General features: G+C 52.9%; 11 protein-coding genes. 1 reads left to right on the forward strand and 10 read right to left on the reverse strand.

Annotation, left to right across the window (positions count from 1 at the left end):
• Positions 1–28 precede the first annotated feature (28 nt).
• The 7 genes from CAG65_RS04450 to CAG65_RS04480 form a co-directional block, all read right to left on the reverse strand.
• Complete coding sequence (locus CAG65_RS04450; RefSeq protein ID WP_161452448.1) at positions 29–5374, reverse strand: non-ribosomal peptide synthetase; 5346 nt, start codon at positions 5372–5374, stop codon at positions 29–31.
• Entirely contained in the window at positions 5371–16119 is a 10749-nt protein-coding gene (locus CAG65_RS04455; protein ID WP_161452450.1) for a non-ribosomal peptide synthetase, read from the reverse strand. The genes CAG65_RS04450 and CAG65_RS04455 overlap by 4 nt, the downstream gene beginning before the upstream one ends.
• A 57-nt stretch (positions 16120–16176) precedes the next feature.
• Positions 16177–16389, reverse strand: a complete 213-nt coding sequence (locus CAG65_RS04460) for an MbtH family protein (RefSeq protein WP_021703580.1) — start codon at positions 16387–16389, stop codon at positions 16177–16179.
• Positions 16390–16449: 60 nt separating this feature from the next.
• Complete coding sequence (locus tag CAG65_RS04465) at positions 16450–18105, reverse strand: multidrug ABC transporter permease/ATP-binding protein (RefSeq protein ID WP_021703581.1); 1656 nt, start codon at positions 18103–18105, stop codon at positions 16450–16452.
• Between the two features lie 114 nt (positions 18106–18219).
• Positions 18220–20196 (reverse strand): Fe(3+)-hydroxamate ABC transporter permease FhuB, encoded by a 1977-nt coding sequence (fhuB, locus tag CAG65_RS04470; protein WP_161452452.1) that lies wholly within the window; start codon positions 20194–20196, stop codon positions 18220–18222.
• Positions 20193–21083: an ABC transporter substrate-binding protein gene (locus CAG65_RS04475; RefSeq protein WP_161452454.1), complete on the reverse strand. Its 891-nt coding sequence runs from the start codon at positions 21081–21083 to the stop codon at positions 20193–20195. The genes fhuB and CAG65_RS04475 overlap by 4 nt, the downstream gene beginning before the upstream one ends.
• A complete protein-coding gene (locus tag CAG65_RS04480) occupies positions 21077–21841 on the reverse strand; it encodes an ABC transporter ATP-binding protein (RefSeq protein ID WP_021703584.1) in 765 nt (254 codons plus the stop codon). Before CAG65_RS04480 ends, CAG65_RS04475 begins: the two co-directional genes overlap by 7 nt.
• A gap of 188 nt (positions 21842–22029) precedes the next feature.
• Between CAG65_RS04480 and CAG65_RS04485 the strand changes: the two genes are divergently transcribed.
• Positions 22030–22770, forward strand: a complete 741-nt coding sequence (locus CAG65_RS04485) for a 4'-phosphopantetheinyl transferase family protein (protein ID WP_237668744.1) — start codon at positions 22030–22032, stop codon at positions 22768–22770.
• Between the two features lie 44 nt (positions 22771–22814).
• On the opposite strand, the gene CAG65_RS04490 is transcribed toward CAG65_RS04485, so the two are convergent.
• The 3 genes from CAG65_RS04490 to CAG65_RS04500 form a co-directional block, all read right to left on the reverse strand.
• Entirely contained in the window at positions 22815–24812 is a 1998-nt protein-coding gene (locus tag CAG65_RS04490) for a methyl-accepting chemotaxis protein (protein WP_161452458.1), read from the reverse strand.
• A 187-nt stretch (positions 24813–24999) separates the two neighbouring features.
• Positions 25000–25224: a hypothetical protein gene (locus tag CAG65_RS04495; RefSeq protein WP_161452460.1), complete on the reverse strand. Its 225-nt coding sequence runs from the start codon at positions 25222–25224 to the stop codon at positions 25000–25002.
• A 519-nt stretch (positions 25225–25743) separates the two neighbouring features.
• On the reverse strand, positions 25744–25944 hold the full coding sequence (locus tag CAG65_RS04500) for a hypothetical protein (RefSeq protein WP_021703588.1): 201 nt from the start codon (positions 25942–25944) through the stop codon (positions 25744–25746).
• Positions 25945–26495 lie beyond the last annotated feature (551 nt).

Here is a 26495-nt window from a genome sequence, read left to right on the forward strand (position 1 = left end):
TGGAACCCGTTAATTAATAAACACCGTTCTATAAACTTTTGATAACAAGCGCTTGCTTAAGTTGGGCGATCACCGCATCGTGCTGAACGATGCCAAGGTGGTCGGTATCAAACACCTGACTGTCGGCCAGTGTGTTGATGGCTCTTAGCTCATCACACAACCAGGTATGACGCTGTACAGGCTCTCCCGCCCAATACGCCGTCAGTGGCGTGCTCACTGATGGCAAACGATACTCATGACACAAAGCGCGCATGTGCTGCTCAACCGCCCAGCTGTACAGCATCTGCTGCGCACTCTGCGCCATGTAAGGGTCAAACTGATGGCTGGCCAGCCAATGATTGAAAACCATCGGCCACTGGTCGGCGCTGGTTGCATCAAACGCCGCCAGACACGTCTCTTTTTGCTCTGCCGACAATTCCCCTAACAGCATTTCCAGATGATGGATCAGTTTGGCTTTGGCCTGTGGCGACTGCCATTGATCTTCGGCGATCTCCGTTCCCGGTACGTAGCAATCGAGCAAACCGACGAAGTCGACCGCTTCACCCAGGCGTTCAAGTCGCGCGGTGATTTCCTGGCACAGAGCGCCCCCTAGCGACCAACCCACCAGGGTATATGGCCCTTGTGGCTGTATCTCACGAATCGTGGCGCAGTACGTGTCTGCCATCTCACGAAAAGACACATCAAATTTGTCCGGGTAAACAAAACTTTGTGACTGAATGCCATACACCGTCCGTTGTCCGTTAAGCGCCTGCGCGAGTTTTTGATAGCCAACCACACGCCCTGTCACCGGATGAACGCAGAACACAGGCCGCGCTTCCGGCTGGTATGAGTTGAGCGTTTCTGCCAGTTGGCGATCCGCTCGCGCTGGCGTATTCTCCTCCTGATCAGTAAGCTCCTTGAGCACCTCCAGCCACTGATGGGCAAACGTCTGAATCTGCTGCTGCGTATAATGACTGGTCGCAAACTCCCAGCCCGCCGAAAGTTTGCCGTCCACCACCTGCACGTTGATCATCAGTGGCGTTAACATGGTGTTATCACCTGATTGGTCCGCCGACCCGGATACCACCGGCTGACACCAGTGAGAAAACTGATTGGCGCTGTACTGTCCTAAATAGTTAAACGTCACGTCAGCGGGCACCTCCTGGTGTGAGTCGTCGAGATATCGGCTGCCGAAACTGATGCCACCATCCACGCGAACCTTCTCCAGATGTTCGGTGATCGCCGCTGCGTCGTCATTTTTCGAAACCCTCAGCGGATACAGGCTGGTCATCCAGCCAACCATGCGGCTGAGATCCAGTTCGCCAAAAACTGACTCCTCGCGGCCGTGACCTTCCAGGTTGATGGTCAGGCTCGTGCCATCATCCTGCAACAGTACCCGACTCAAGGCTTCAATCAGACGAGCATTGAGCCGTTCGCTTTGTAATAGTGCTGATGTCGGTTTCGCATCCATTGCCACATTGACGACCGTTCGGTCACGATAGAAAGCGGGCACAGGTGCGTCATCCGATGATGTACTAAGGTGTGCATCCCAGTAGGCGCTTTGCTGACTGAATGTCTCACTCTCTCGCCATTTAGCCAGTTGCGTCACTGCACGATCCAGACTTGCATAGTTGGCTGGCAACGACACAGTTTGACCAGCCAACTGCTGCTGATACGCCCGCCATAGATCATCCATCAATACACGCCACGACACACCATCAACCGCCAGGTGATGAATGACGATCATCAAACGGCTTAACTGTCCGTTAATGCGCGCATAGCCAGCCTGAATCAGACGTCCTGCCTGGATATCCAGACTGGTTTGCAGCTCGTGGGCGAACGCCTCAAATTCTTGTACATCCTCAAGGTCACTCTGCCACAACACCTCGTGTGATACTGCTGTTTGATAGCTTTGCAGCCAGCCTTCAGAGGTTTGACTAAACGCCAGACGCAGTGAAGGGTGATGCGACACCAGCGCACCGAGCGCTCCTTGCAATGCCGCCAAGTCCATTTCCTGTTTCAGCTCCAGGCACACATGCTGATTCCAGTGATTGGGTTCGGCAAAATTTTGCGCCAGAAAATGCGCCTGGATGGGCATCAGGCCAAACGGTTCCGTCGGTAAAGCACGCTCCTGCTCTTCACGAGCCGCTTGCAAGCTGGCCGCCAACTGTTTTAACACTGGTGCTGCAAAAATCTGTTTCGGTGTGATGCTGTATCCAGCCAGCTTCAGCTTGCTCACCAGTTGCAGACACAATATCGAATCGCCCCCCAGCGCAAAGAAACTGTCGTCACGACTGACGTCATTGAGACCCAACAGATCTTGCCATAACGTGGCGATAAGCTGCTCTTTGTCTCCCTGTGGCGGTACCGTATGGCTGGAGTGATTCTCCAGTTCCGGCAACGGCAGTGCGTTGCGGTCAATCTTGCCTGCCGGTGTCAGCGGCAGCGAGTCAAGCACCACGAGTTGAGACGGCACCATGTAGTCCGGAAGTGTCTCCGCCAGTTGTGACAATACCAGCTTCTGGTCACATTCCTTCGCGCCGTGCCCGTACAAATACCCCACCAGTTGGCTGAGGCTGCCTCTCTGATACGCTGCAACCACACAGGTCTTCACGCCAGAGATTTGTTGCAATAACGACTCAATCTCACCCAATTCAATTCGGAAACCACGGATTTTGACCTGCTGATCGACGCGGCCTAAGTACTCCATCACGCCATCATCACGCCAGCGCACCAAATCTCCGGTGCGGTACATACGTTGTCCCTCTGTGTGGAATGGGTCCGGAACGAAGCGTTCTGCGGTCAGATCCGGACGTGCCAGATAACCTCGGGCTAAGCCGACTTCATCACCGATGTATAACTCTCCTACCTCTCCAGGCGCCACCAGGCTCAACTGATTATCGAGGACGTACAAACGTCGCTGACCGACAGGCTGACCGATGGGTGCATAGGCACTTTGTAACGTATCATGTGGATATGCGCGCCAGATCATGGGCGTCACTACCGTTTCGGTCGGCCCATAACCGTTAATAATGCGCGGCGGCTTCACCACACGCTGCAATCGGTCATAGGTCTCGCGGGTAAAGGCTTCGCCCCCTAAAGTCCACGAGCGGACTTGTAACTCCGGCTGCGTTTGTTCTATCCAGTCCAGTAATGGGCCAACATAACTTGGCGGGAAACAGGCGATGGTCACCGACTCATCTTGTAGTACCTGACAGGTTTGCTCTGCGCTCCATAATGTCTGATCGCGGATCACCAAACGCGAACCAAAGGCCAGTGGCACGGTCCAGCGCTCTACTGCGCCATCGAAGCTGATGGAGGCAAAGTGCAGCTCGACGTCCTGTGGTGTCATTCCGTATTGATGACCAATCGTCTGCACGTGCATGCTGATACCATCGTGCGCAATCGCAACGCCTTTTGGCTTGCCCGTCGAACCGGAGGTATAAATGATGTACGCCAACTGGTCAGGCAGAATCTCAGGCAGTACCGATACCGACGCAGCGTCATTCAGTTTGTCGGTCCATAGCGGCTCGACCTGATGCTGTTGAAGCTGAGCGGAAATGTCCTCCCAACGCGAGTTCAGGTGAGACTGACTCAGCAAACAATGCGCACCCGCATCATCTAGCATATACGCCAGACGCTGGGTCGGATAATCTGGGTCCAGCGGCAGGAAAGCCCCGCCGGCTTTCATCACCGCGATCATCGCGACGATCATGTCACCGCCACGCTCGTACAACACACCCACAGCCTGATCCCGTACGACACCATGACGCATCAGTTCTGCGGCAAGCATATCCGAGCGCTGTTTCAATTCGGCAAAGGTGACCGCCTGCTCGCCGTGTTTCAATGCGATGGCGTGGGGGCGCAACGTCGCATGCTGATCAATCAGTGTGGGAACAGATTGATAGCGCCATTGCCCTTCCGGCTGCGCCAACTGCTGCAATTGTTCGCGTTGTGGCTGGCTGAGCACATTTAAACGAGCCAGGGTCTGATTGAGGTTTTGCGCTAGGTTGTTGGTCAGCGTTATCAAACCTGCCGCCAGCGCCTTCATCTGCCCGTCACGGATTCTGTCTTTGGCATACGTCAGCGTCAACGAGACACCGTGTTCGGTTTCCAGCACGTCCAAAGCCACATCGAACAGAGCAAACTGTCCCTGACCACTAAGCGGAGTGGCATGCAATCCAGGTGCAAACTGAACGCTGCCCACCGCACTGACCTGATGATTAAACAGTACCTGAAACAGCGGTGTTTCCCCGGCAATGCGCTCCTGAACCAGGTGCTCTACCACCTGATCAAACGGCAACAGTTGATGTTGCTGCGCCTCTAAAACTTTGGCATGCGTGCTCATTGCCACATGCTTGAGCGTCTGACTCGGTTCCATTTGCTGAGCAATAACCATGGTATTGACAAAAAAGCCAATGAGTTCAGACACTTCACCACGTTCACGGTTGGCCATCGGCATGCCAACAGACACATCACTGCGGCCAGTCTGTTTGTGCAACGACGTTTGCCACAACGCCAGCCATAAACTGGATGGCGTTACGTTCAGTTGTCTGGCCATCTGACTGACGGCATCGCGTTCAGCAATATCCAACTGATGATGTATTTGAGCGGCTTCACGGCGCTGATTCGGTACCACTTGTCCTTGCCAGGCAAACAGTTTCTCCGGCTGCGTGGCACCGGTTTCCCGGCGCCAATAGTCCAGATCCTGCTCCCCTTTTCCGGCACGCAGCAACGCTGATTGCCACAACGAGAAATCACGATATTGGACATCCGGTGCGGTCAGAGTCGCGCCCTGATAAGCCGCAACCAGATCACGCATAAACACGCCGATAGACCAGCCATCCGATACCAGATGGTGCATAACAATGTGCAGATGGGCAGATTGCGCCCCAACCTGGATACACTGCATTCTGACCGGCAGCTCGTGGGCGAGATCAAACGGCTGGCGGATAAATTCCGCCGCCAGTTGCGCCAGCTCCTGAGTCGTCAGATGCTGGCCGTTAACCTGCTGAACATGCGCAATGGGCTGACGCTCTATGTGTTGAACCATCTCCCCTGCCTCATCTTCGATAAAACGGGTACGCAGCGCGTGCTGTTTATCCATCACCTGATGCAGCGCCTGTTCAAGACGCGCAATATCCAGTTCACCTTTGAGTTCAAAGCCACCACTGATGTGGTACGCACTGTTGCCAGCATCTAGCTGATAGATATTCCATAGCCGACGTTGCGCTGGCGAGAGTGGCGCCGTGCGCTGAGCGTCTGCGGCAACGATCGGCAACTTCTCAAAGTTCATGCCTTTGGCATCCAGTAGCGCAATAAATTTCGCCTGCTCCTGTTCGCCTAACTGTAAAAAGCGCTTGGCCAGCGCAAATTTGTCTATTTTAGCTGTCATAGCAATTCCAACTCGTCCATCAATGCGGCCATTGCGTCGAGTTCATCCTGTTCTTGTTCGTTTTGAGTCTGATACTGGGGTTGCAGGTTATCGGTCAGTGCCTGCAACGTATTGGCGGAAAAGAACGCTTTCAGGGTCAGGTTCAAACCCAGTTCTTTTTGTGCCTGAGCCACAATTCGGGTTGCCAGCAATGAGTGGCCGCCCAGCGCGAAGAAGTTGTCGTCCAGCCCCACCCGATCTAATTGCAATGCGTCCTGCCAACGCTGGGCAAACCACAACTCAAGCTCACTGGCAGGTGCCCGGTATGCGACCTGATGCCACTGCGGATCCGGCAAGGCTTTACGATCACGTTTGCCGTTGGGAGACAATGGCATACTCGTCAGCGATACATACACCGACGGCACCATGTAATCAGGCAAGTGTTCGCCAAGGTGGGCTTTGACCTGATCCTGACTGGCGTCATGCCAGTTGGCGCAGATCACATAGGCCACCAACTGGGTGCCGGTCTGGTGCTCAAAGGCCACCACTGCGGACTCTTCAACCCACGCAAGTTGATTCAGAACGTTTTCAATCTCTTCCAATTCAATACGCAGACCGCGGATCTTGACCTGATGATCAAGGCGACCGAGGTACTCAAGACGTCCATCCGGCAGACGAACCACCTGATCCCCCGTGCGATACATCCGTGAGCCCGGAGCTCCCCAAGGGTTAGGCACAAAGCGGTCTGCAGTCAGATCAGCACGCAACAGATATTCGCGGGCCAGACCATCGCCGGCGAGATACAGCTCACCCGGTACACCAACTGGCACCGGATTCCAGCAGTCATCCAATACATGCAATTGGGTATTACTGATCGCATGGCCAATCGGAATACGCTTACCAACAGGTAACTGGCATTGCCAATAGGACACATCGATTGCCGCCTCCGTCGGGCCGTAAAGGTTATGCAACTGGCAATGCGGCGCGTTGGTCAGCACTTTTTCACTCAGCTCCGCTGGTAACGCTTCTCCGCTACAGAGAATTCGCTTCAGGCTCAGACAAGCGGACACGTCCGTATCCGCAGCAAATGCCTGCAGCATTGACGGCACGAAATGTATGGTGGTGACCTGATAATTTTGAATCGTCCGGTGCAACCATTCTGGTTGACGGTGAGCTTCTGGCTCAGCCACCGCCAAACGAGCTCCGTACATCAACGGCCAGAAGAATTCCCACACCGAGACATCAAAGCTGAAGGGGGTTTTCTGTAACACACAATCGCTGCTATCCAGTTGATATTCGCCCTGCATCCAGGCCAAACGGTTGTGCAACGCAGACTGAGTATTGACCACGCCTTTCGGTAAGCCCGTCGAACCCGAGGTAAAAATGACGTACAGTGCCTGATCGGCGTGCCAGACCACGTCAGGCGCTGAGTCCGGCTGCTGCGAAACGTCCAGCGTATCCAGCGCCACGTACTGACAATGAGGATTATCCGGCCACAGCGCCTGAGTGGATTGATCCGTCAAAAGCAGTGAAACATCCGCCGATTCGAGAATGTAGTTCAGTCGCTCTTGTGGATAGCCGGGGTCGAGTGGCACATATGCGCCTCCCGCTCGGGTGATCGCATGCAGGCCAATCACCAGTTCGATCGAACGCGGCAGTCCCAGCCCCACCCGGCTCTCTTCCCGCACGCCTTGCGTCCGTAACCAGTTGGCCAGCTGATTCACCCGGCGATCAAACTCTGCATAAGTCAGGACTTCCTCGCCCATCACCAGCGCCGTGGCCTGCGGTGTCGCCGCCGCCTGACGCATGATCGCCAGTGGTGGGGGCAACATCTCACCCCATGCATGTTCAGTGGCATTAAACTGCGCCAATGCAGCAAGTTGTTCGCTATCCACCAAATTCAGCTCAGCAACAGTGCGCGCGCTGCTATCCGCAACCTGTTCCAGCAACAATAACCAATGCATCAGCAGACCTTGGGCAAACCCCTCGTCAAAGACCGGAGAAGCGTAGTTAATGAATCCGCCCCAGCGGCCATCACTGTACTGCTGAACATCCAGGCTCAGTTCAAGTTGCGCTGCCGCCACCCCTGGGTCAAACAACTCTGCTTCCAGAGCTCCCCATCCGGTGAATGCTTTACTATCCAACTGCTGGAAGTTGAAGCTGGTCTGATACAACGGATGGTGTTGCAGATTGCCAGTCACACCCAAGGTTTCCACCAAGGTTTCAAACGGCACATCCTGTCGGCTAAGCGCCTGCTCGGTAAACTGCTTGATGTTAGCCAACAGCTCGGTATACGAGTTCGTCGCATCAATCTGCGCAGGCACCACCAGGTTGTTAATGAAACAGCCTTGCATCTCGAGCGTTTGTGGCTGTGTTCGCCCTGCTACCGGAATGCCGACACGAATCTCATCACGACCAGAATATTTGTGCAGAACCAGATGCCACAAACTGAGCAAAACGTTAAATGCCGTTGTGTTGTGTTGCTTCGCCAGTTGAGTAATCTGTGATATCTGCGTCTCTGAGAGCATAAAGTGATGCCGCTCACCTTTGGTCTTAAGCTGTTCACGAGCGACATCACTGTGCAGCACCAAAGGTTCGATATCTTGTTGCAACGCTTGTTGCCACCACTTGAGATCCCGGCCTGCTGCATCGGAGGTCAGCCATTGTTGCTGCCAGATGGCATAATCGGCGTAATCCAGTTCTGGCGTTGTCGGATCGAGTGACTCTCCCGCACACAAACTCGCGTAATATTGCGCCAATTTACGCACCAGTTGCTGCATCGATACACCGTCCGACACAATGTGATGCACCACCAACAGCAGCTCATACTCCTGTGCTCCTGTCTGAATCAGATCCGCACGTAACAGAGGCGGCGCGGTTAAATCAAACGCCTGATCGATACGTGCCAGACGATGTTGTTCCAACGAAGTCAAGGTCGTTGTATTCACCTGCTCCAGCGAAAACTCAGCATACGGTAAAATTTGCTGCATCAATTCGCCATCGACCTGAACCAAAGCCGTACGCAACACTTCATGCTGCGAGATCAGATGCTGCAGCGCTCGATCCAAGCAGTTAGCATCCACAGGGCCTGTTAACTTGAGGCCAAATGGCATGTGATACGCCGAGCTTTCTGGCAGGAGTTGCTGAACGAACCACAAGCGTTTTTGCGCCGCACTGGCCGGCATATAATCCAGACGTTGCTGTGCTTGCAGGGTCATCTGGGGTTCTTTGGTTTGTTCGCACAGCGCCGCCATTTTTGCCAGCTGCGGCGTATCAAACACACTTTGCAGGGCCAGGCGAACACCATGCTTGTGCTGCAAACGCCCCACCAGTTGAGTCGCCAGCAAAGATTGTCCACCCAGCGCGAAGAAGTCATCCAGACGGCTTACACGCGCTTGCGCAAAGAGTTGTTGCCATTCCGCAGCCAGCAGCTGCTCCATCTCGCCTTGCGGTGCTTGGTATTGCGTCTGTGACGGAGCATGTTGCGGGCTTGGCAGACGCTTTTTGTCGACTTTACTGGCCGGTGTGAGCGGCAGCGTCTCCATCACGACCAATTGTGACGGCACCATGTAATCCGGTAACTGCGATGCCATCACGTCCAGAATGTGTTGCGTGTCCACCGCATCGTCCGAACTTTGCAGGTAGCCGACCAAATATTTTCCGGCCGGACCATCAAACGCCGTAACGGCGCTCAGTTTGGATTGACTGATTTGTTGCAGACGAGCTTCAATTTCACCCAGCTCAATTCGGAACCCACGGATTTTGATCTGATCATCCGCCCGTCCCAAATACTCCATCACACCGTCCTCACGCCAACGAACCAGATCGCCAGTGCGATACATTCGTTCACCGTTGGCGGCAAAAGGATCCGGCATAAAACGTTCGGCACTGAGATCCGGCTTGTCCAGATACCCGCGCGCCAGACCAACCTCTTCACCGATGTACAGCTCGCCGTTAACCCCTGGCGGCACAGGCCGCAATTCGCTGTCGAGTACATACAAGGTCCGCGCCCCCACAGCGGTACCGATCGGCGCATACGCACTGTCCAGTGGTGTTTGTGGGTATGCCTGCCAGATCATCGGCGTCACCACCGTTTCCGTCGGACCATAACCGTTGATAATGCGTGGCGGGTTCAGGGTACTCTGTAATCTGAAATAGGTTTCACGGGTAAAGGCTTCACCACCGAGCGTCCATGAACGAACATGCAGCGCTGGCTGCGTCGCTTCAATCCACTCCAGCAACGGGCCGACATAACTTGGCGGGAAGCAGGCTATGGTGATGCGTTCCTCTTCCAGTACCTGCGTCGTTTCTTGCGCGCTCCACAGCTGTTGATCCCGGATCACCAGTGTTGAGCCAAACGCCAATGGCACCGTCCAGCGCTCCACCGCGCCATCAAAGCTGATCGAGGCGAAGTGAAGTTCTCGGTCTTCAGGTAGCATTCCGTAACGTTGACCAATGGTCTGGACATGCATACTCAAACCAAGGTGCGATACACACACACCTTTGGGCTGGCCGGTTGAGCCAGACGTATAAATCACATACGCCAGTTGGTCTGGAAGAATCACCGGCGCCTGGGTCAATGTCCGGCTCAGATCCAGGTTTGAGAATGGCAGAACATGCACGTCGTTGGACTGTGCGGTGATCTCGTCCACCATCTCTTGTGCCAGTGACTGTGACGCGGTGTCACACATCAAACATTTGGCACCGCTGTCATTCATCATGTAAGTGAGACGCTCTTGCGGATACGATGGGTCTAGCGGCAGGAAAGCCCCACCGGCTTTCATGACACCAATCATCGCCACCAGCATGTCACTGCCGCGTTCGAACAATACACCAACGCGTTCGTCACGACGTATACCACGCGCCACCAACTCAGCGGCGACCGCATCACTGCGCTCGTGCAACTGACGATACGTCAGGCTGGAGCGTGTTTGACGGCTCAGGGCTGACGCAACCAATGCTTCATGTTCCGCGTGAACCTGTACCTGTCTTTTCAGCAGTTCTGGAAACGGTACGTACTGCCAGGGTTCACTGATTTTGTGGTACTGGTTCAGTTGTTGATGCTGCGCTTCATCCAGGACCGGCACTGCACTCAAAGGATTACCGATGTTGGCCACGAGCTGTTGCAGGTAATGATGCGTCGTCGCAGACAGGGCTTGCATGTCTTCGTGGCTGAAACGGGCGCTGTCATAAGCGAATACAATCCGCAGTTGCTCACCCGGTAGTACCGCCAGCGTTAATGGGTAGTGTGTAAACTCATAGCTGTCAGGCTCACCAACGCTCAGCCCGCTGTCCCGGAACAGATGCTCGTCCAGCGGATAGTTCTCAAAGACCATTAGAGTATCAAACAGCGTCTCTCCCTGTAGCGGTGACTGCGCCTGCACTTCCGCCAACGAAGCGTAACTGAACTCGCGCTGGGCGCTGGTCTGAGCCTGAATCTCACTCATCCACTGGGCGATGTTGTATTGCCAGTTCACCGCGCTGGTTACAGGCAGGGTGTTGATGAACAGTCCGACCATGGATTCACTGCCAGTCAACGACGTTGGCCGTCCAGCAACGGTATTTCCGAACACGGGCTGGCTCTGGCCAGTATAACGTTGTAGCGTCAACAACCAGGCTGCCTGAATCAAAGTGTTCAGCGTCAGGCCATTTTGTTGTAGCGAATGCTGCCATTGATTCAGAGTGTGGTTATCAATGTCCAGATTAAAACGGACATGTCCCTGCTCCTGACCGTGACCATAGCCATCCGCCAGTTTGGTCGGCGCTTCAACGGCGCTCAGGTACTGTTGCCAATACTCAGCCGCTTTCTGTGGCGGTTGCTGGCTGACCCATTGTAGATAATCGCCAAATTGATGCTGAACGGCAGGCAGAGCTTTGCCTTGATAGAGACCAAACAATTCCCCAAGCAGAACACCGGTACTCCAACCGTCGATCAGAATGTGATGAATGGTAAAAATACACGCCAGTTGATCGGCGCCAGTACGCACCAGATCCAGTCGCCACAGAGGTTGAGGTTCCTGATTCAGCGGTTGCTCTAACTCAAAGCCTTGCTCAACCAGGCCCTGTTTGTATGCTTCGAGACTAAACGACGGCTGTTTGAGTCCATCAACCTGTTCACAGTGTACTTCCAAACTATCCCAAACCATCAGTTGCGCTTGCCCGTCGATTTGACTGACGGTCGAACGCAACACCGAGTGACGCCGCATCAATTGTTGCCAGCAATCGGCCAGACGCGCAGGATCGGCGCCGTGAATCGGCAAAGTGATCTGGTTGACATAGGTGTTTCTGGCCTCAGACAACCGGGCATGGAAATACAGCCCCTGTTGCAAGGTCGACAGCGGCAGAATGCGTTGTGGCAGGCGCTTAGCCTGGTGACTGAGTGCCGTTAATGTGCACTGTTCCAAGCCGGTATCCGGCGCATCACGCACTGTGAGGATCGGATCCTGTTCCTGGCAATAACGCAACATCGCTTCCCAGCTTTGGCTGAGCGCATCCAGCAGGCGTTGGCGCTCTGCGGCCGGGAATATTTCGCCATCCACCTCAATGTCAAACAACAACTGTTCGTTGTTGTCATGAATGTTGAGCGTCACCGCCGCTTCAGCCGCAGCATGTGCAGGACGCCACAAACCAGAGTCCGTCACCAGGCCTTCGTTCAGCCCGGCGTTGGCTGCCCGGCCGAGGTAGTTAAACAGCACATCAATCTCAGATGCGTATTGCCATTGGTTCTGCACAACACCGGCAGAATAGCCGATACCACCGTGCTCGACAGCCAGCACCTGATCCTTAACCTGAGCAAGCAATCCCCCCAGCTCCTGCGGTATGTCGATATGAAGTGGGTACATGGCGGTATGCCAGTTGACACTGCGAGAAAGATCCAACCCGGACAATTCGCTGTAGCGACCATGACTCTCTTTATGAACCAGTAGAGACGGTGTGGCTTTGACGGTTCTCAAAGCATCCAAAACCAGCGCCAACAAGGTTGACTCTTTATCCAGCTTGGCAAACTGTTGAGTGGATGCAAAAAGCTGAACGGCTTTGTCTGTCGGCAGCGCCCATTGCAACGAATGCACATCACTGTCAGCGTTCGTACCCCAATGCGCCGCCTGTTGCTGCGCTTGCCAGAAGTCATGTTCGCGAGCGGAGATCGGATACATCATCAGTGCCTGATGCCAGTCTGCCTGATGGTGCGTTTTCGCCGCAGCGGTCGCTGTATCGCCCGTTAATTTTGCCTGATAAAACGCCAGCAGATCATTGAGCAATATCGGCCATGAGAGCGCATCCACCACCAAATGATGGATGGTGAGCAGCACGTCTCCACGCTCAGCGTTCACTCCCACGGATACGGTTCTGCCCTGCTCGGGCGCAACGGCGAGCTGGACCGTCTCTGAATCGATAGCATCGGCAAACAGATGAAACGCAAAGTCAACCTGCTCGGCATAGTGAGCACTGTGCGTCTGCGAATTGGCCGAAAACGTCAACCGCAGTGCGTCGTGATGATCAATCAGCTGCTTCATCGCCTGATGCAAGGCGTCAACATCAACCGGTGCCGGCAGCGACAAACGCACATATTGGTTGCATGGGCTCAACTGATAATTATGCAGAAAACGTTGCTGCATCGGTAACAGAGCGACGTCGCCCCGCAAGCAGTGCTGATCGGCCATCGCCACCTGAATACTGGTCATGCATTCGGCCAGTTCAGCCAACACCGGATGATCAAACACTTGCTTTGGCGTCAAAAGCCAGTGTTGCTGACGCAGTTTGCCCACCAGTTGCAAGGCGCTGATCGAATCACCGCCCAGAGCGAAGAAATGGCTGTCAGCACCCACCACATCTAGTTTCAGGATCTCGCACCAGATTTTAGCCAATGTGTGCTGTTTGTCTCCTTGCAGTGGCTGGGTTGACGTTGTCAGTGTGCTCCAGTCCGGCTCTGGCAGACACTTTCTGTCCACTTTACCAGCCGGAGTCAGAGGTAGACGCTCATCCACCATCACCCGGGATGGAACCATGTAATCCGGTAACTGGTCGCTCAGTTTACTGAGCCAGATGTGTTCTTCAGACTGACGCATCGCCGGCAGTTGTACGTACCCCACCAGCTTTTTGCCCGTTGGTGAGTCGTGTGCGGTCACCGCACAGAATTCTGCGCCCGTCAGCGTTTGCAGGCGGGATTCGATTTCTCCCAGCTCTACCCTGAAACCGCGAATTTTGACTTGCTGATCGACCCGGCCAAAGTATTCCATCACACCATCATGGCGAAAACGCACCAGATCCCCTGTGCGATACATACGCTCACCGTTGGCGGAAAACGGATCCGGTAAGAAACGCTCAGCGGTCAAATCTGCCCGATCGAGATAACCACGTGCCAGACCGACTTCCATGCCAATGTACAGTTCACCAATTGTGCCCGGTGGTAGCCGAGTCAGATTCTGATCCAGTACGTACAGTTGACGCGCACCAACGGCAGTACCAATTGGGGCGTAAGCGCTGGTCAGGGCATCCTCTGGATAAGCACTCCAGATCATCGGTGTGACGACCGTTTCTGTCGGACCATAACCGTTGATGATTCTCGGCGGTGCGATGACTTTTTGAATCCGTTCAAATGTTTCCCGGGTGAACGCTTCACCGCCCAGAGTCACCGAACGCAGAGACAAGTTAGGTTGAGTCAGTTCAATCCAATCCAGCAAAGGACCAATATAACTTGGCGGGAAACACGCAATGGTGACGTTTTCCTCGCTCAGCACCTGCGTCGTCTGTTCAGGAGTCCATAACTGCTGGTCACGAATCACCAGCTTGGATCCGAACGCCAACGGCACCGTCCAGCGCTCCACCGCGCCATCAAAACTGATGGAGGCAAAGTGCAGTTCTGTATCTTGGGGCGTCATGCCATATCGCTGGCCGATGGTCTGAACGTGCATAGACAACCCGAGGTGATCCACCGCCACGCCTTTTGGTGTGCCCGTGGAGCCGGAGGTATAAATCAGGTAAGCCAGTTGCTGTGGTAAGACGGTAGTGTCCGGTGTGCTGGCCGGCCACTGTTCCAGTGACAGCGCATCCGTTGCGATGGTAGGTATCGCAGTCAGTTCCGTTGCTAAAGGCGTAAGCGCAGCCTGGGTCAGAACGACCTTCGCCTGGCTGTCTGCCAGCATGAAACTCAGACGTTCCTTGGGGTAATCCGGATCCAGTGGGAGAAAAGCGCCACCGGCTTTGAGTACCGCAATCATCGCAACCAGCATGTCGGTTCCGCGTTCCATCAACACGGCCACCGGCGTATCCGGTGAAATACCTTGCTCTAACAGGCAATGAGCCAGCTGATTGCTGCGCTGGTCTAATTGCTGATAACTCAGCGTTTGTGAACCATGTTTAAGCGCTATCGCCTGAGGCTGTTCAAGCACCTGACGGGCGAACAGTTCAGTAAACAACACTGGCGACCATTCTTCATTGGATCCGGCAAACTGTTCCAACTGAATCTGTTGTGGAGCGCTTAATCCGTCCAGGCTTGCCAGTGATGCCAGGGGCTGTTGGCAAAGCCCTTGCAGAATGTGCTGATAGGAGGCAACAAAATCTTCGATGAAGTCGGCGGAGAATTTGTCTTCAGCGTAGACGAAACGCAGCGTCAGTTGGTCTGAAGCGACCACATCCAAAACCAGCTCGAACGGTGTTTCAACCACCGGGAATTCCTGGAACTGGAGCTGAAAATCCACAGTCGTGACATTCAGCCCCTCACCGTGACTACGAAAGTTAAACGCAAACGTCGGCAGCGCCAGTTCGCCACACAGCTTCTCTAGTGGTTGGGCCGCAAATTGCAGGGATTGCTTCAGGGTGGCACGCGTGGCTTGCAGATAATCGCTCACACGTCTTGTGGCTTCACAACGCTGACCAAGCACGACATTACTGACATAGAATCCGACATTACGGCGATGACGCGCACTGCGGTTCAGTGCTTGTACCATTAAGCTAGGATGCGTGTGATTGGTATACCGCTGAAGGGTCAGAGACAGTGCCGCCGAGAGTAATTCAAAACGGGTGATACCGTGGCATTTGGTTGCTTGATTCAGTTCGGCTGCTGTGTTCACGTCCAGCTCATGCAGATAATGGGCTGCACGATACGAAGGTTCACTCTGGCTACTGAGACGACACGGCTCATCACCAATTAGTGAGAGTGCCTGCCACGCCTGAGCACGTTGAGCCAGCTCATCGTCACTGCACGCTTCCTCAGCAACAAAGTCCAGATAAGAGGTGTCTGAAGCTTTAGGCAGAGGTGCCCCTTGCAGGGCGGAGGCGATAAACTCCACCGACAGCTTTAACGACCAGGCGTCCACAATCAGGTGATGGGCCGCCAAGAGTAAAGCATATTGATCGCTGCCCAAATGATAAATGCAGCCGCGAACCAGGCTGTGTCCCAGCAGTGCATACGGCGCTAAAGCGCGAGCTTTGGCATCTTGCTGCACCGCTGCCGCCGGGTCGGCGTGTTGACTGAAATCGAGGATCTCGAGCGGTGTAACGTCTGGCGAGGCAATGTATTGATACGGTTCTCCGTTTCGCTGATTAAATCGCAAGCGGTAACCGGAGAAATGGTCGAGCATGGCCTGATAAGCACTTTGAATACCTGTACTGCTGACGTCTTTACCTGTCAGCCACAGTAAGCCACCGTTGTTATAAGCCAGGCTTTCCGGCTTAAGTTGATGAAACAGCCACAAACGCTGTTGAGAATAAGAAAGCGGGCTCTGCGACGCCTGCGCCGGAGCCATACCGATATCGTCCACTGACATACTACTACCCAAAAAGTGTGTTGTTGATTTCCAGACTGCCGAAGTGACAGTCAGTCGCTATTCGCCTATTTCGGCCAGCGCGTCGCGCAAACTTTTTGGTCGCATGTCGGTCCAGACTTCACGGATATGTGCCAGACATGTTTCTTTGTCACCAATGACACCGACTTCTTTCCAGCCTTGTGGTACCGGGTGATAGGTCGGCCAGATGCTGTACTGTTCTTGTGGGTTGATGACTACAGTAAATTCGGTGTTAGGGCTGTCAATACTCATAATTTCCTCAACTCGATCGTTGTTATCTTTGTTTTAATGTTTTTATGGCTAATGCTGTGCTCACGCGACCACGTTCGCCATTGCCTGTCTGGTTTGGCTGTGGTCGGTCGTATCCAGTTCGGTCAACTGACCGCTGTCCATTTTAAAAATTCGGTCTGCCACGTCGAAATAACGATCATCATGCGTCACAGCAATGACCGTTACGCCGCGTTGTTTCAATTGTGGTAATAACTGGTGATAGAACAGTTTTCTAAAGCGCGGATCCTGATCGGCGGCCCATTCGTCGAGCAGCATGCAGCCGCGCTGCTCGGCAATCGCCATTAATAGCGCCAGACGTTTACGCTGCCCTTGTGAATAGCGTACGTCCGACAGCCGCCCTTGCTGATGGCTCACTTTGTGGGCCATTTCCAGGCGAGTCATCCAGTCGTCGATCAGTGACGCGTCTACATCCTGCCCCTGACCGTCGGTGACCTGATGAAACAGGTAAAAATCACTGAACACCGTCGAAAACTGCTGACGATAGCGCTGCCACTCTTGTTCAGGTACTGCCTGACCATTCAGCAGTACCTCGCCCGAGTGTGGGCGATACAGACCGGTCAGCAGACGGGCAAACGTCGACTTACCGCTGCCGTTACCGCCGATGATGAAAATCATCTCGCCACGCTTGACAGAGAAGTCTATCGGACCAACCGCAAAGGGCTGGTCATCGCCGTCGGCGCGGTAACGGTACGTCACCTGATTCAGCGCCAGCGATTCAAAGGGTTGCGGCGCCGGATCGACGCAGGACAACGATTCATCCCGGTTGAGCGACAAACCTTCCAACTTACGCATCGAAACATTCGCGTTCACCAGAGCCGGCAAAGCGCCCACCGCCGACATCAACGGCATACGCATAAACAGGATCACCAAAGCAAACGTAGATGCGATATCAAATCCAGCCCAGCCAAGCCCAATAGAGAGGTAAAAGTTGATGCCGATGAGGGCGAGAATAACGGTATTGGTCAGATTAGCCGCAAAGCCGTTGAGAATATCGGCCCGGGTGATTTCGTCACGGTATCCCGTGGCATTGAGGCTAAATTCGTCATCAAAAAAACGGCGGGCGCGGTTTGGGTTAAGAGACAGCTCTTTGCGACCGTCAATCAACGCCTGATAATCTTTGTAAAGTTTGTCATCAAACTCACGAACGTGGCGAACATGGTTACTGATGCGGGTCACCAAAGAAAATCCTACCACACCAGTCAGCCCCAGAATCAGTAGACTGACACCAAACAACGGCAACGACAGAAAAGCCAGATACGCCAACGCCACGATGGTCAGGACCATGCCATAAATTAATTCCGGCAGATTCACGAATGCGATCGTCACATTGCGGATGTCAGTATTCAGCGAAGCCAGTACGCCAGCACTGCCTACTTCTTCAATTTGCTCAATATCAGTATTGATCAGCTGTTTGACCAACTGACAGCGCTTATTGAAAACAAACTGGTGACCGAGCTTGTGCAATGCGACCTGAGCGATCGTTGCAGTCAAGAGCAACGCTATCAGCAACAGCGCAAACCAGCCAATCGCACTATGAATATCAGTGGTTTGACTCAGCAGTTCGTACTGGATGAAGGCAATCACACCCACGCTGAGAAACGCGCTGGTGACACTGAGCAGAATCACCGGCACCAAGGCTTTCGCTTGCTTGTGCGCCAACTGAACAAGTAATTTCATCTTATATCCATCTATTGATTATTATTGTGATTATCATTATCAACAAGATAATGAACAACGCCCTATCCACAGCGTTTTTAACCCTCCCGGCAAACCGGGAGGGTTAGGTTTTTCTTAAAGTCGACGCAGTCCCCACATCAGGTACAACCCGCCGATCAATGACGCCACCAAACCGGCCGGCACTTCCTGCGGGTAAAGCCACTGGCGTCCCAGCCAGTCGGCAAACAGCATTAGCCCACAGCCAATCAGTGCCGAACACACCAGGTGCTCTCTTGCGCGACTAAAGCCAAACAGCCGGGCCAAATGCGGGGCCATCAAGCCAATAAAGCTCAGTGGGCCCACCACCAATGTGGCACTGACGGTCAAACACGCCACCAGCAACAACAGCAGGACTCGTGATCGCCCGACTTTGATGCCTAACGCTCTGGCACTTTCCTGCCCGAGCGGCAAAATATCCAGCCATCGAGCGCTGGCAAAGCCAAGAGCCGTGAGCACCAAAGCAGATACAAATAGCGGCAACAAGGTTTGTTCGGTCACGTAATAAGTGGAACCAGACAACCAGGCCAGCACCTGATAACTGCGTGGGTCTCCCCCTGCCAGCACAAAGCTTTGCACTGCGTTCATCAAGGCTGTGATGGCAACGCCGGTCAGCAGCACACGTTCCGGTTGAAAACCGGATTTGCGGTTGAGAAGCACAATCACACCCAGCGATGCCATTGCCCCCAACAAACCACCTAAATAGAGGCTAAACAAGCTTGCGCCCATCCCGGTAAACATGGCGATGATCAATCCCAGTGCCGTCCCTGAGCTGATCCCAATCACCTCTGGGCTAGCCATCGGGTTTCCACTCAGGCGCTGCACCACAGTACCAGCCACTGCCAACATGATTCCCGCTAAGGCCGCCGCCATTAGCCGAGGTATACGCCATTCGAGTAATGACCATTGTCCGCTCGTCACCAGCCATTGCCAGCCGTCACTCTGGCGTGACACTGTGCTGAACAGGCAGAGCCCCAGCACAATCATCGCGATGATAGCGAGAATCGTATGTTTGCTTAGCGGAGTGACCCGCTCACTGTGTCGGGTAAGCACAGTCTGTGTTTGCGTCTGGCTACGCATTGACAGCTTAGGCAACATCCATAGTAATAACGGCGCTCCAAGCGCGGCTGTTGCAGCGCCAGTGGGGATCACCATTGCCATCACCCCAGGAAGCTGCTGGATCAATAAATCGGTCAGAGTTAGCAACAAGGCGCCAAGAAGCATCGATACCCACAGTTTAGGGACCAGACGATGCACACCAAGGCTGCGCGTGATGGCCGGTGCCGCCAGCCCGACAAACCCAATCACACCGACACTGGCAACGACCCAGGAAGTGAGCATGACCGCTAAGCCAAGACAGACCACTCGTAGTTTCGCCAGCGACACGCCAAGACTTTTCGCCCCTTGTTCAGATAATTCCAGCAGGCTGAGGGGCTTAACAAACAGAAACGCGGCTGCAGCTGCGACGGCGATATGGGGCGCCAGGTAGCTAACATCCTGCCAGCCGGTCTGCACCAATGAGCCCGCGCCCCAAATCATCAGACCGGCCAGTTGATCCTGATTCATCATCAACAACACGGTGCTTACCGCGCCAAAATAAAGATTGATGACCAAGCCGGATACCACCACCACAGTTGGGGAAAGTGCACGACGCCAAGATAATGCAAACACCAGCGCCATGGTCCCTACTCCGCCAGCCAAAGCGACCAGTGAATGAGAGAATTCAATTAACCACGGGGCGTACAGAGTGGCCATCATCAAGGCGAAACTGGCACCGCTGGCCACACCAAGTGTCGATGGAGACGCCAAAGGATTGCGCAGTACCTGCTGCATTAACACCCCAGCCACGGCTAACGCCGCGCCAGCGATCAAAGTGGTAAACACCCGCGGCCACCAGGTCAGATGCAGTTTGACAGAAAGCGGCGTTTGCCAGTCAACCTGCCACATGCTGGCGAGGTTCAGACTAACGTTGTCGCCAACCGAAATTTGCAACCCCATCATCAGGGCGACAAAACCCGTTAAACACGCGATTAACAATGTTGAACGCAGGCTCATTGCGTCACCTCCCGCGTGAGAGTGTCAGTCATGAGGGTGGCAAAACGAACCGACGACGGAATGGCACCAAAGCTCCACACGGCCTGCACTCGCAAAGCCGGATGCCCGGTTTGTTTGACCAGATACTGCCAGTAGGCATCCTTTTCCAGATGCTCACTGACACCGGCTGGCAGCGGCTCCACCACCACCAGTTGTCCTGACAGCCCCTGCAGGCGATCAATGCCAATCAAGCCAAACCCCCAAGAGTTGGTGGTCTCTTTCCACGCATTCTCCAGACCAAGCTGGTTAATCGCAATACTGTACAAACTGTTGTTACCGAACACGCGCACATGCTGGCTGTCCATAAATTGGATCATAATCAGCGGAGGAGTGCCTTGCGGGAGTTTCTGTTTCAGTGTTGCAAATGTCTGCTCCGCGTCATGGATAACCCTTTCCGCTGCACCTTCACGTTCTGTGAGACGCGCCAGCGTCCGGGTAAATGTTTTTAGTGCCGACCAACTGATGTCTCCATCGGTGTAAAGCGGTACGGATTCTACTCTGGCAACACGCGACAACTGCGGCTCCAGGGATTGAAAACGAGGTGAAATGAAAATGGTATCGAGATCCAGTTCAGACAAACGTTCCAGATTTGGCTGAGTACGCAAACCGACGTCCACCGTGGTGTCCGGTAAGCGTGGGCTGCGAACCCAGGCGTTGTAATCCGCCTGCTGAGCAGATGCTACCGGCGTCAGTCCTAAAGCCAGCAGTGTTTCGGTCTGTGTCCAGTCTATCGACATCACCCGCGGGCTGATGGGAGAAGACAGCTGCTGAGCCTCGGCGAAAGCGCCTTGCGCCATCAACAAGCTCGCCACCATCATCAGACGAGAGAATGGGAATAACCTTAACATGGCATGGCCACCGGATAGCCAGCCGGGTGATCCGTAATGTGCATCTCGATGCCATATATCTGGTTGAGCTGAGGCTCAGTAAATACCTGTTCCACACTGCCTTGCACGATCATTTCTCCGCTGTGCAGCGCAACGATGTGATCGCAGAAGCGAGCGGCCATATTGATATCATGAATGACGATAATGACGCCGAGATTCAGCTCCTGGCTGAGCTTTTTGATCAGGTTCAACATCTCGACCTGATGCGCCACATCCAGCGCAGAAAGCGGTTCGTCCAGTAGCAGATACTGGGTGCGCTGTGCCAGAAGCATCGCCAACCAGACACGCTGACGTTCACCACCAGACAGGGTATCCACCAGACGATCGGCGTACTTTAGTGTGTCGGTCAGTGTCATCGCTTCCTGAATGTACTGTTTGTCCTGACCGTTCAGGCGCCCAAGCAAACCATGCCAGGGATAGCGACCAAAACTGACTAAATCACGGGCTGAAAGGCTGTCTGTCGCCGGCAGATGTTGTGGTAAATAAGCCACTTGCCGGGCAAACTGCTTGTCACTCCATTGTGAGACGGGCTTTTTGTCGAGTAAGACTTCACCACCGGTGGCTTTTTGCTGTTGAGCCAATAGCTTAAGCAGAGTCGACTTTCCAGAGCCATTATGCCCAACCAGGGCATAGATTTTTCCTGGCTCAAACGCCATATCAAAGTGTTTCAGCAGCGCCCTGTCACCGACGTGAAATTCCAGCTCTTTTGCCGCGAGCATATTTTATCCTGTTATTTTCCTGCTTAATTCTGGGGTTAATCGGTTGTAACTTAAAGATTAACAAGGGGTGATTTATATAACAGCCAACAAACAAATGCAAACCATTTTCATTTGCATTAATATTTAAAAAGATTAGGCTATATCCCTGATATCTAAAGGGTTGGCAACAGGCTAGGTAGGATAAGTTTATGATAAAAAGGGCATTAGACAGTGCCATACAATGGCGGTTCGGTGCCGCTCGGGTGGAGTGTGTCGTGTCGGAGATAGCTGGTGTACAGGAAAAGCATCCTCTTTACCTCGCCCGGGTTGGTTTTGATCACAGCCAGTTTGACCCAAGTTGGTTTGTCATCGCTGGCATCGACTGCCCCGCACAAATTTCGGCCAGCCGGCTTCCCCGCCAGGCCGAGTTTTTTGCCGGGCGCCTGGCCGCCCACACCGCACTTAAAGCATTCAATCAAGTGCCCGTTTCCATCCCCCTCAACCCTGATCGTACACCGGCCTTCCCACCCGGCTTCTGCGGCTCAATTTCACACAGTGGCGAACAGGCTGTGGCCCTGGTTGCGTGCAGCAATCCGTCAGTCCTACGTCCCGGTATTGATATTCAAACGATAGTGACAATCGAGCAAAGTGCTGACATTCAACCTTTGGTGGCCACAGAAGGTGAGTTGGCGATCATGACGGCTGCGGGACTTTCCAGAGAAATGGCTGTCACCGCGATATTCTCGGCGAAAGAAGCTCTGTACAAAGCGCTCTTTCCCTTAGTGGGTGACGTGCTCGAATTTGACGTGGTGACATTGATACAGCACAACGATTCACTGCTGCACTTCGAAGCGGCGCCCTCACTGCGAGCTTACGGGATCAGACCTCACCTCCACTGCCACCTAGAGATACAGGATCAGCGCGTCCAGTGTGTTACCTGGCAAGCTTGATAACAAAACAGCCTTAACGGGGCTGTTTTGTTCGTCTATCAGATTCAGGCCAGCTTAAACTTCGTCAGTTCACTTTCCACTCGGGCGGCGTCTACCCGATAACCATCGACGATCTGATTAAGCGCAGAGGCGAGTTGACCGGTTTCTTCCGCAATCCCCGTCAGCGTATCCACATCTAAATCCACCTCATGGCACGCTTTAGACTGCTCTTCCGTCGCATTGGCGATACTGGTAATGTGCTGATTAACCAGTTCTATCACGTGCTCAAGTTCCGAGACGCTGGACTTGGTGGTATTCACAGATTCGAACGTATTGTCACTGGCTTCACGACTCTTACGCATGTTGTCCACTGAACGGTTGGTGTTATCGCAAATTTTACTCAGTAATTCGCTGATGTGTTCTGTGGCTTCTTTACTGCGCTGCGCCAGATCCCGAACCTCAGAAGCAACAACGGCAAAGCCTCTCCCCTGTTCTCCAGCGCGGGCAGCTTCAATCGCGGCATTGAGGGCCAGTAGGTTAGTTTGTTCTGATATACCATTGATGGTGTCGACAATGCTGCTGACCCGCGCGGCATCCTGTTCCAGTTGTTGCATGCATTGTTGAGTTTCACCGATCTGTTGCGCGAGCGCTTCCACATTGGAGAACGACGAGTTACTCTGCGACAAACAGACCATCACCTGTTGCGTCATGGATTCCGTTTCTTCCAATGCACGTGTCGCCGATGAAGCAATTTCGTTACTGGACTGGGCCAGTTCAGTCATGGATGCAGCGATATTCGTGCATTTTGCAGTCGTGGCTTCGCTGCTCTTACCCAGCTCAACAGAGCGTGAAACCACCTGGTCCAAACGCTGCTGACTTTGTTGATCTGCTTCAGTAACGCTGGATAACAGCGACCCAAGCGTGCGATTGAGCCGGTTGATACTCGATGAGATATGCGCTATTTCGTCTTTTCCCTGGTCGTCCAGTTGTAAAGCCAGATTGCGCTCTTCCGACATCACCTGGAGCTTTCGAGTCAAACCGCCAACCCGGGCTTTCAAGCTCGAGACACTCATCATCAATAACAGGGAGAGAAGCACGGCGCTGACACCACACAGCAACATCGTCAACCACGCCATCTGGCTGGCCTGCCGTGCTTGATTATCTGCCTGAGTTTGCATGACTTGCTGGATCTGATTGCGGACTTGATTGATCAATTTGATGCGCTCAGTAGCCATAGCAAACCACTGAGTTGCAGCTGGTCCTTTTACCGAATCCAGCGTATCGCTCTGATTCAAAAATGCCTGCTGAACAGCTTCCACTTCTTGCCACGTTTTGCTCTGCTTGGCCTGATTTAAACTCTGCATCATATCAACTGGCAAGCTTAACCGAGCGTTTCGTTCCGCGTAGCCGCCCGTTTGAATGTAATTGTTGATATTGGCGTAGACTGATTCTGTGCTACTGCCTCTGGCGAACACCCCATTCAAAGCGCCTCGTACCTGACCAGCACGCTCTTTCATGGTCACTACGGCCACCAGCGACTTACCCAGTTGCGCCATATCCGACAAATGAATTTTAGACAGCAACGCACCGGCGTTATCGATCGCTAACTGATTGATGTTGGAATAATAAGCGAACGGAGAAACAGACAACTGCAGTTGGTCTACCTGACCACGTACGTTATTGAGTTGCGCCAGTTGTGATTTCACGTCTTGCCCCAGATCGTTCACATAGGCAGGAGAAAGATACTCAGGCTGAAAACTCAGTAACGCCTTAATATGCAGATCCGCGACCTGACGTTGTTTTTTCAACGCCTGAACCTGCTCTCCCTTTCCCTGGCTGCCTATCACTCCCGCGGTAAGACCTCGCTCAACCGCCAGATTGTGTGCCAGGTTGTCATACAGCATAACCAGGTGAACCGCCTCGCGATCGGCGTTTGCGGCTTCTTTAGTAGCAAAAAAGCCACTACTGAGATAAATCGCCAGCGCGACCGTGAGGAGTAACGGCACCCCTGCAACAAAACTGACAATAATGTGAAATGGATACTGACGAAACCAACGCTTCATAACTTTTTCCTTAGTTATTTCATGGACATTGAGCGTACACTTAGAAGCTAGGTGATTTCAGTAAAATGTCCCGTTTATATCAGAATCATTTCAATAACTTGTGCACTGGGTCAAACCAACACATCCATCAGTAACGGGTTATAACATCAGAGAAAACCAAAAAAAGCCGCAGAATGCGGCTTTTATCTCAGTGCTGGGTTCCCGTTGGATTGGTCCCAAATTCGGCTTGATCATAAATGTCAGCCAGTGTCTTTTCACTTTTGCTTTGCGGTTTTTTACGTAGAACTGACTGGTAACAATAAGCTTGCGCTTCCAGAGCTTTTTGATGCTCTTTCGCAGACTGGATAAATTCTGAATCAGACATCGCCTGCTGGCGTAAGCGGTTCACTCTTTCTAAGGTTTCCCACAACATACGTCACCTCCAGTAGTTACTGTATGTAAAACCAGTATAACTCGAATCCCTATAGCGTCAAGTGATACTGTATAAAATCACATGAAACTCAGTACTACCACTGATGACAGGTTCAAAATCGAAGAAGACACCCCTATTGAAATAAAACCTAATAGATTGTTTTTATTTACTTTTAATACGAAGTTGTTTTTATAACCAAAGAAGAACTCTGCACCTACGCGACCCAATTTTTCAGGTGCGGCGGTATACAGTGAGTCAAAGCTGGTCATAGGAATGAGCCATCAGATTAGATTTCTACACTCAGTGATCGGCGGAGATGCGAAATGCAACTCCACTTGGTAAGCAACTCGGCTTACTCGCCCCTATTTGAAGACGTGGTTCAACATTGAATTAAGGGCTTCTAAGTTCGAATTCTCTAAAGCTGGGGAGAGCAATCAGCCGGCTAAAAGCCAGCTAATTTGAAAACATAGATAGGAAAGGAATGAGTCTGTGCATCAATGGAACGTGGAGATGCTCTCATTATTGTTTGCTAATAAAACGTTCAGCACTTGCAAAAAGCGCATCACACTGCTTCTTCTGCTTTGCGTACTCAGCCGTACCCTCTTCTAAGGAATCGAGTACCTCTTTGGCTTTATGGTAGTTCCCGACCATTACTGCGAATCTTTCTTCGAAATCGCTTTTCTTCGTTTTATTGCCAGTTTTTCTTTTAGGTTTGCGCATAAAGTCCTCTTTACATCAAAGGTCTAACAACGTGTTCTGCTGACGTTCCAGCAGAATGTCTTCGATCTTTCTTCTTATCTGGTGGATGTTATCCGGCTTATCATCTCTAGCATCATTGCTGCTTTTTAGTGATTTAGCTCTGGCTGCTTTCTCTTCAAAGTGAAACCTCAGTCTATGGTTTGACACAAAACGTCCCTCAGGATTAAACCTTGTGAATCGTTAATTTCACCAGTACTGGTTGACTCACAGAATGAAAAATCCAAATCAAAGAGACTGGTATGCACTCTGGGTAAGGTATGGCGTTTTAATACACCGCTGTTTAGCTAGTGAAAGGTGGCAGACCAAGGGTCTTTTATGATGAAGGTGATAGCGGATTTAGAACATAAGTAGTTTGTTCTTGCGGTATTTTCTGCTCACGCAGGACGTAATACCAATATAGTTTTCTATTAGTCTTTCGATTCATATTGCTCCTTAATAAGTATTGGAGAAGAAAGAACTCGCCATAACTAGGATCTAGGCCATAAACGAGTTCTCGCTATACAGTGTTGGTT

This window comes from Vibrio sp. V39_P1S14PM300 (assembly GCF_009904765.1).
GTDB lineage: Bacteria > Pseudomonadota > Gammaproteobacteria > Enterobacterales > Vibrionaceae > Vibrio > Vibrio proteolyticus.

Excerpts from the sequence above, each read along its gene's own strand:
- CAG65_RS04455 (WP_161452450.1), bottom strand. The coding sequence starts at position 16,119 with ATGTCAGTGGACGATATCGGTATGGCTCCGGCGCAGGCGTCGCAGAGC.
- CAG65_RS04500 (WP_021703588.1), bottom strand. The coding sequence starts at position 25,944 with ATGCGCAAACCTAAAAGAAAAACTGGCAATAAAACGAAGAAAAGCGAT.
- CAG65_RS04485 (WP_237668744.1), top strand. The coding sequence starts at position 22,030 with ATGATAAAAAGGGCATTAGACAGTGCCATACAATGGCGGTTCGGTGCC.
- CAG65_RS04490 (WP_161452458.1), bottom strand. The coding sequence starts at position 24,812 with ATGAAGCGTTGGTTTCGTCAGTATCCATTTCACATTATTGTCAGTTTT.
- CAG65_RS04460 (WP_021703580.1), bottom strand. The coding sequence starts at position 16,389 with ATGAGTATTGACAGCCCTAACACCGAATTTACTGTAGTCATCAACCCA.
- fhuB (WP_161452452.1), bottom strand. The coding sequence starts at position 20,196 with ATGAGCCTGCGTTCAACATTGTTAATCGCGTGTTTAACGGGTTTTGTC.
- CAG65_RS04480 (WP_021703584.1), bottom strand. The coding sequence starts at position 21,841 with ATGCTCGCGGCAAAAGAGCTGGAATTTCACGTCGGTGACAGGGCGCTG.
- CAG65_RS04450 (WP_161452448.1), bottom strand. The coding sequence starts at position 5,374 with ATGACAGCTAAAATAGACAAATTTGCGCTGGCCAAGCGCTTTTTACAG.
- CAG65_RS04495 (WP_161452460.1), bottom strand. The coding sequence starts at position 25,224 with ATGTTGTGGGAAACCTTAGAAAGAGTGAACCGCTTACGCCAGCAGGCG.
- CAG65_RS04465 (WP_021703581.1), bottom strand. The coding sequence starts at position 18,105 with ATGAAATTACTTGTTCAGTTGGCGCACAAGCAAGCGAAAGCCTTGGTG.
- CAG65_RS04475 (WP_161452454.1), bottom strand. The coding sequence starts at position 21,083 with ATGTTAAGGTTATTCCCATTCTCTCGTCTGATGATGGTGGCGAGCTTG.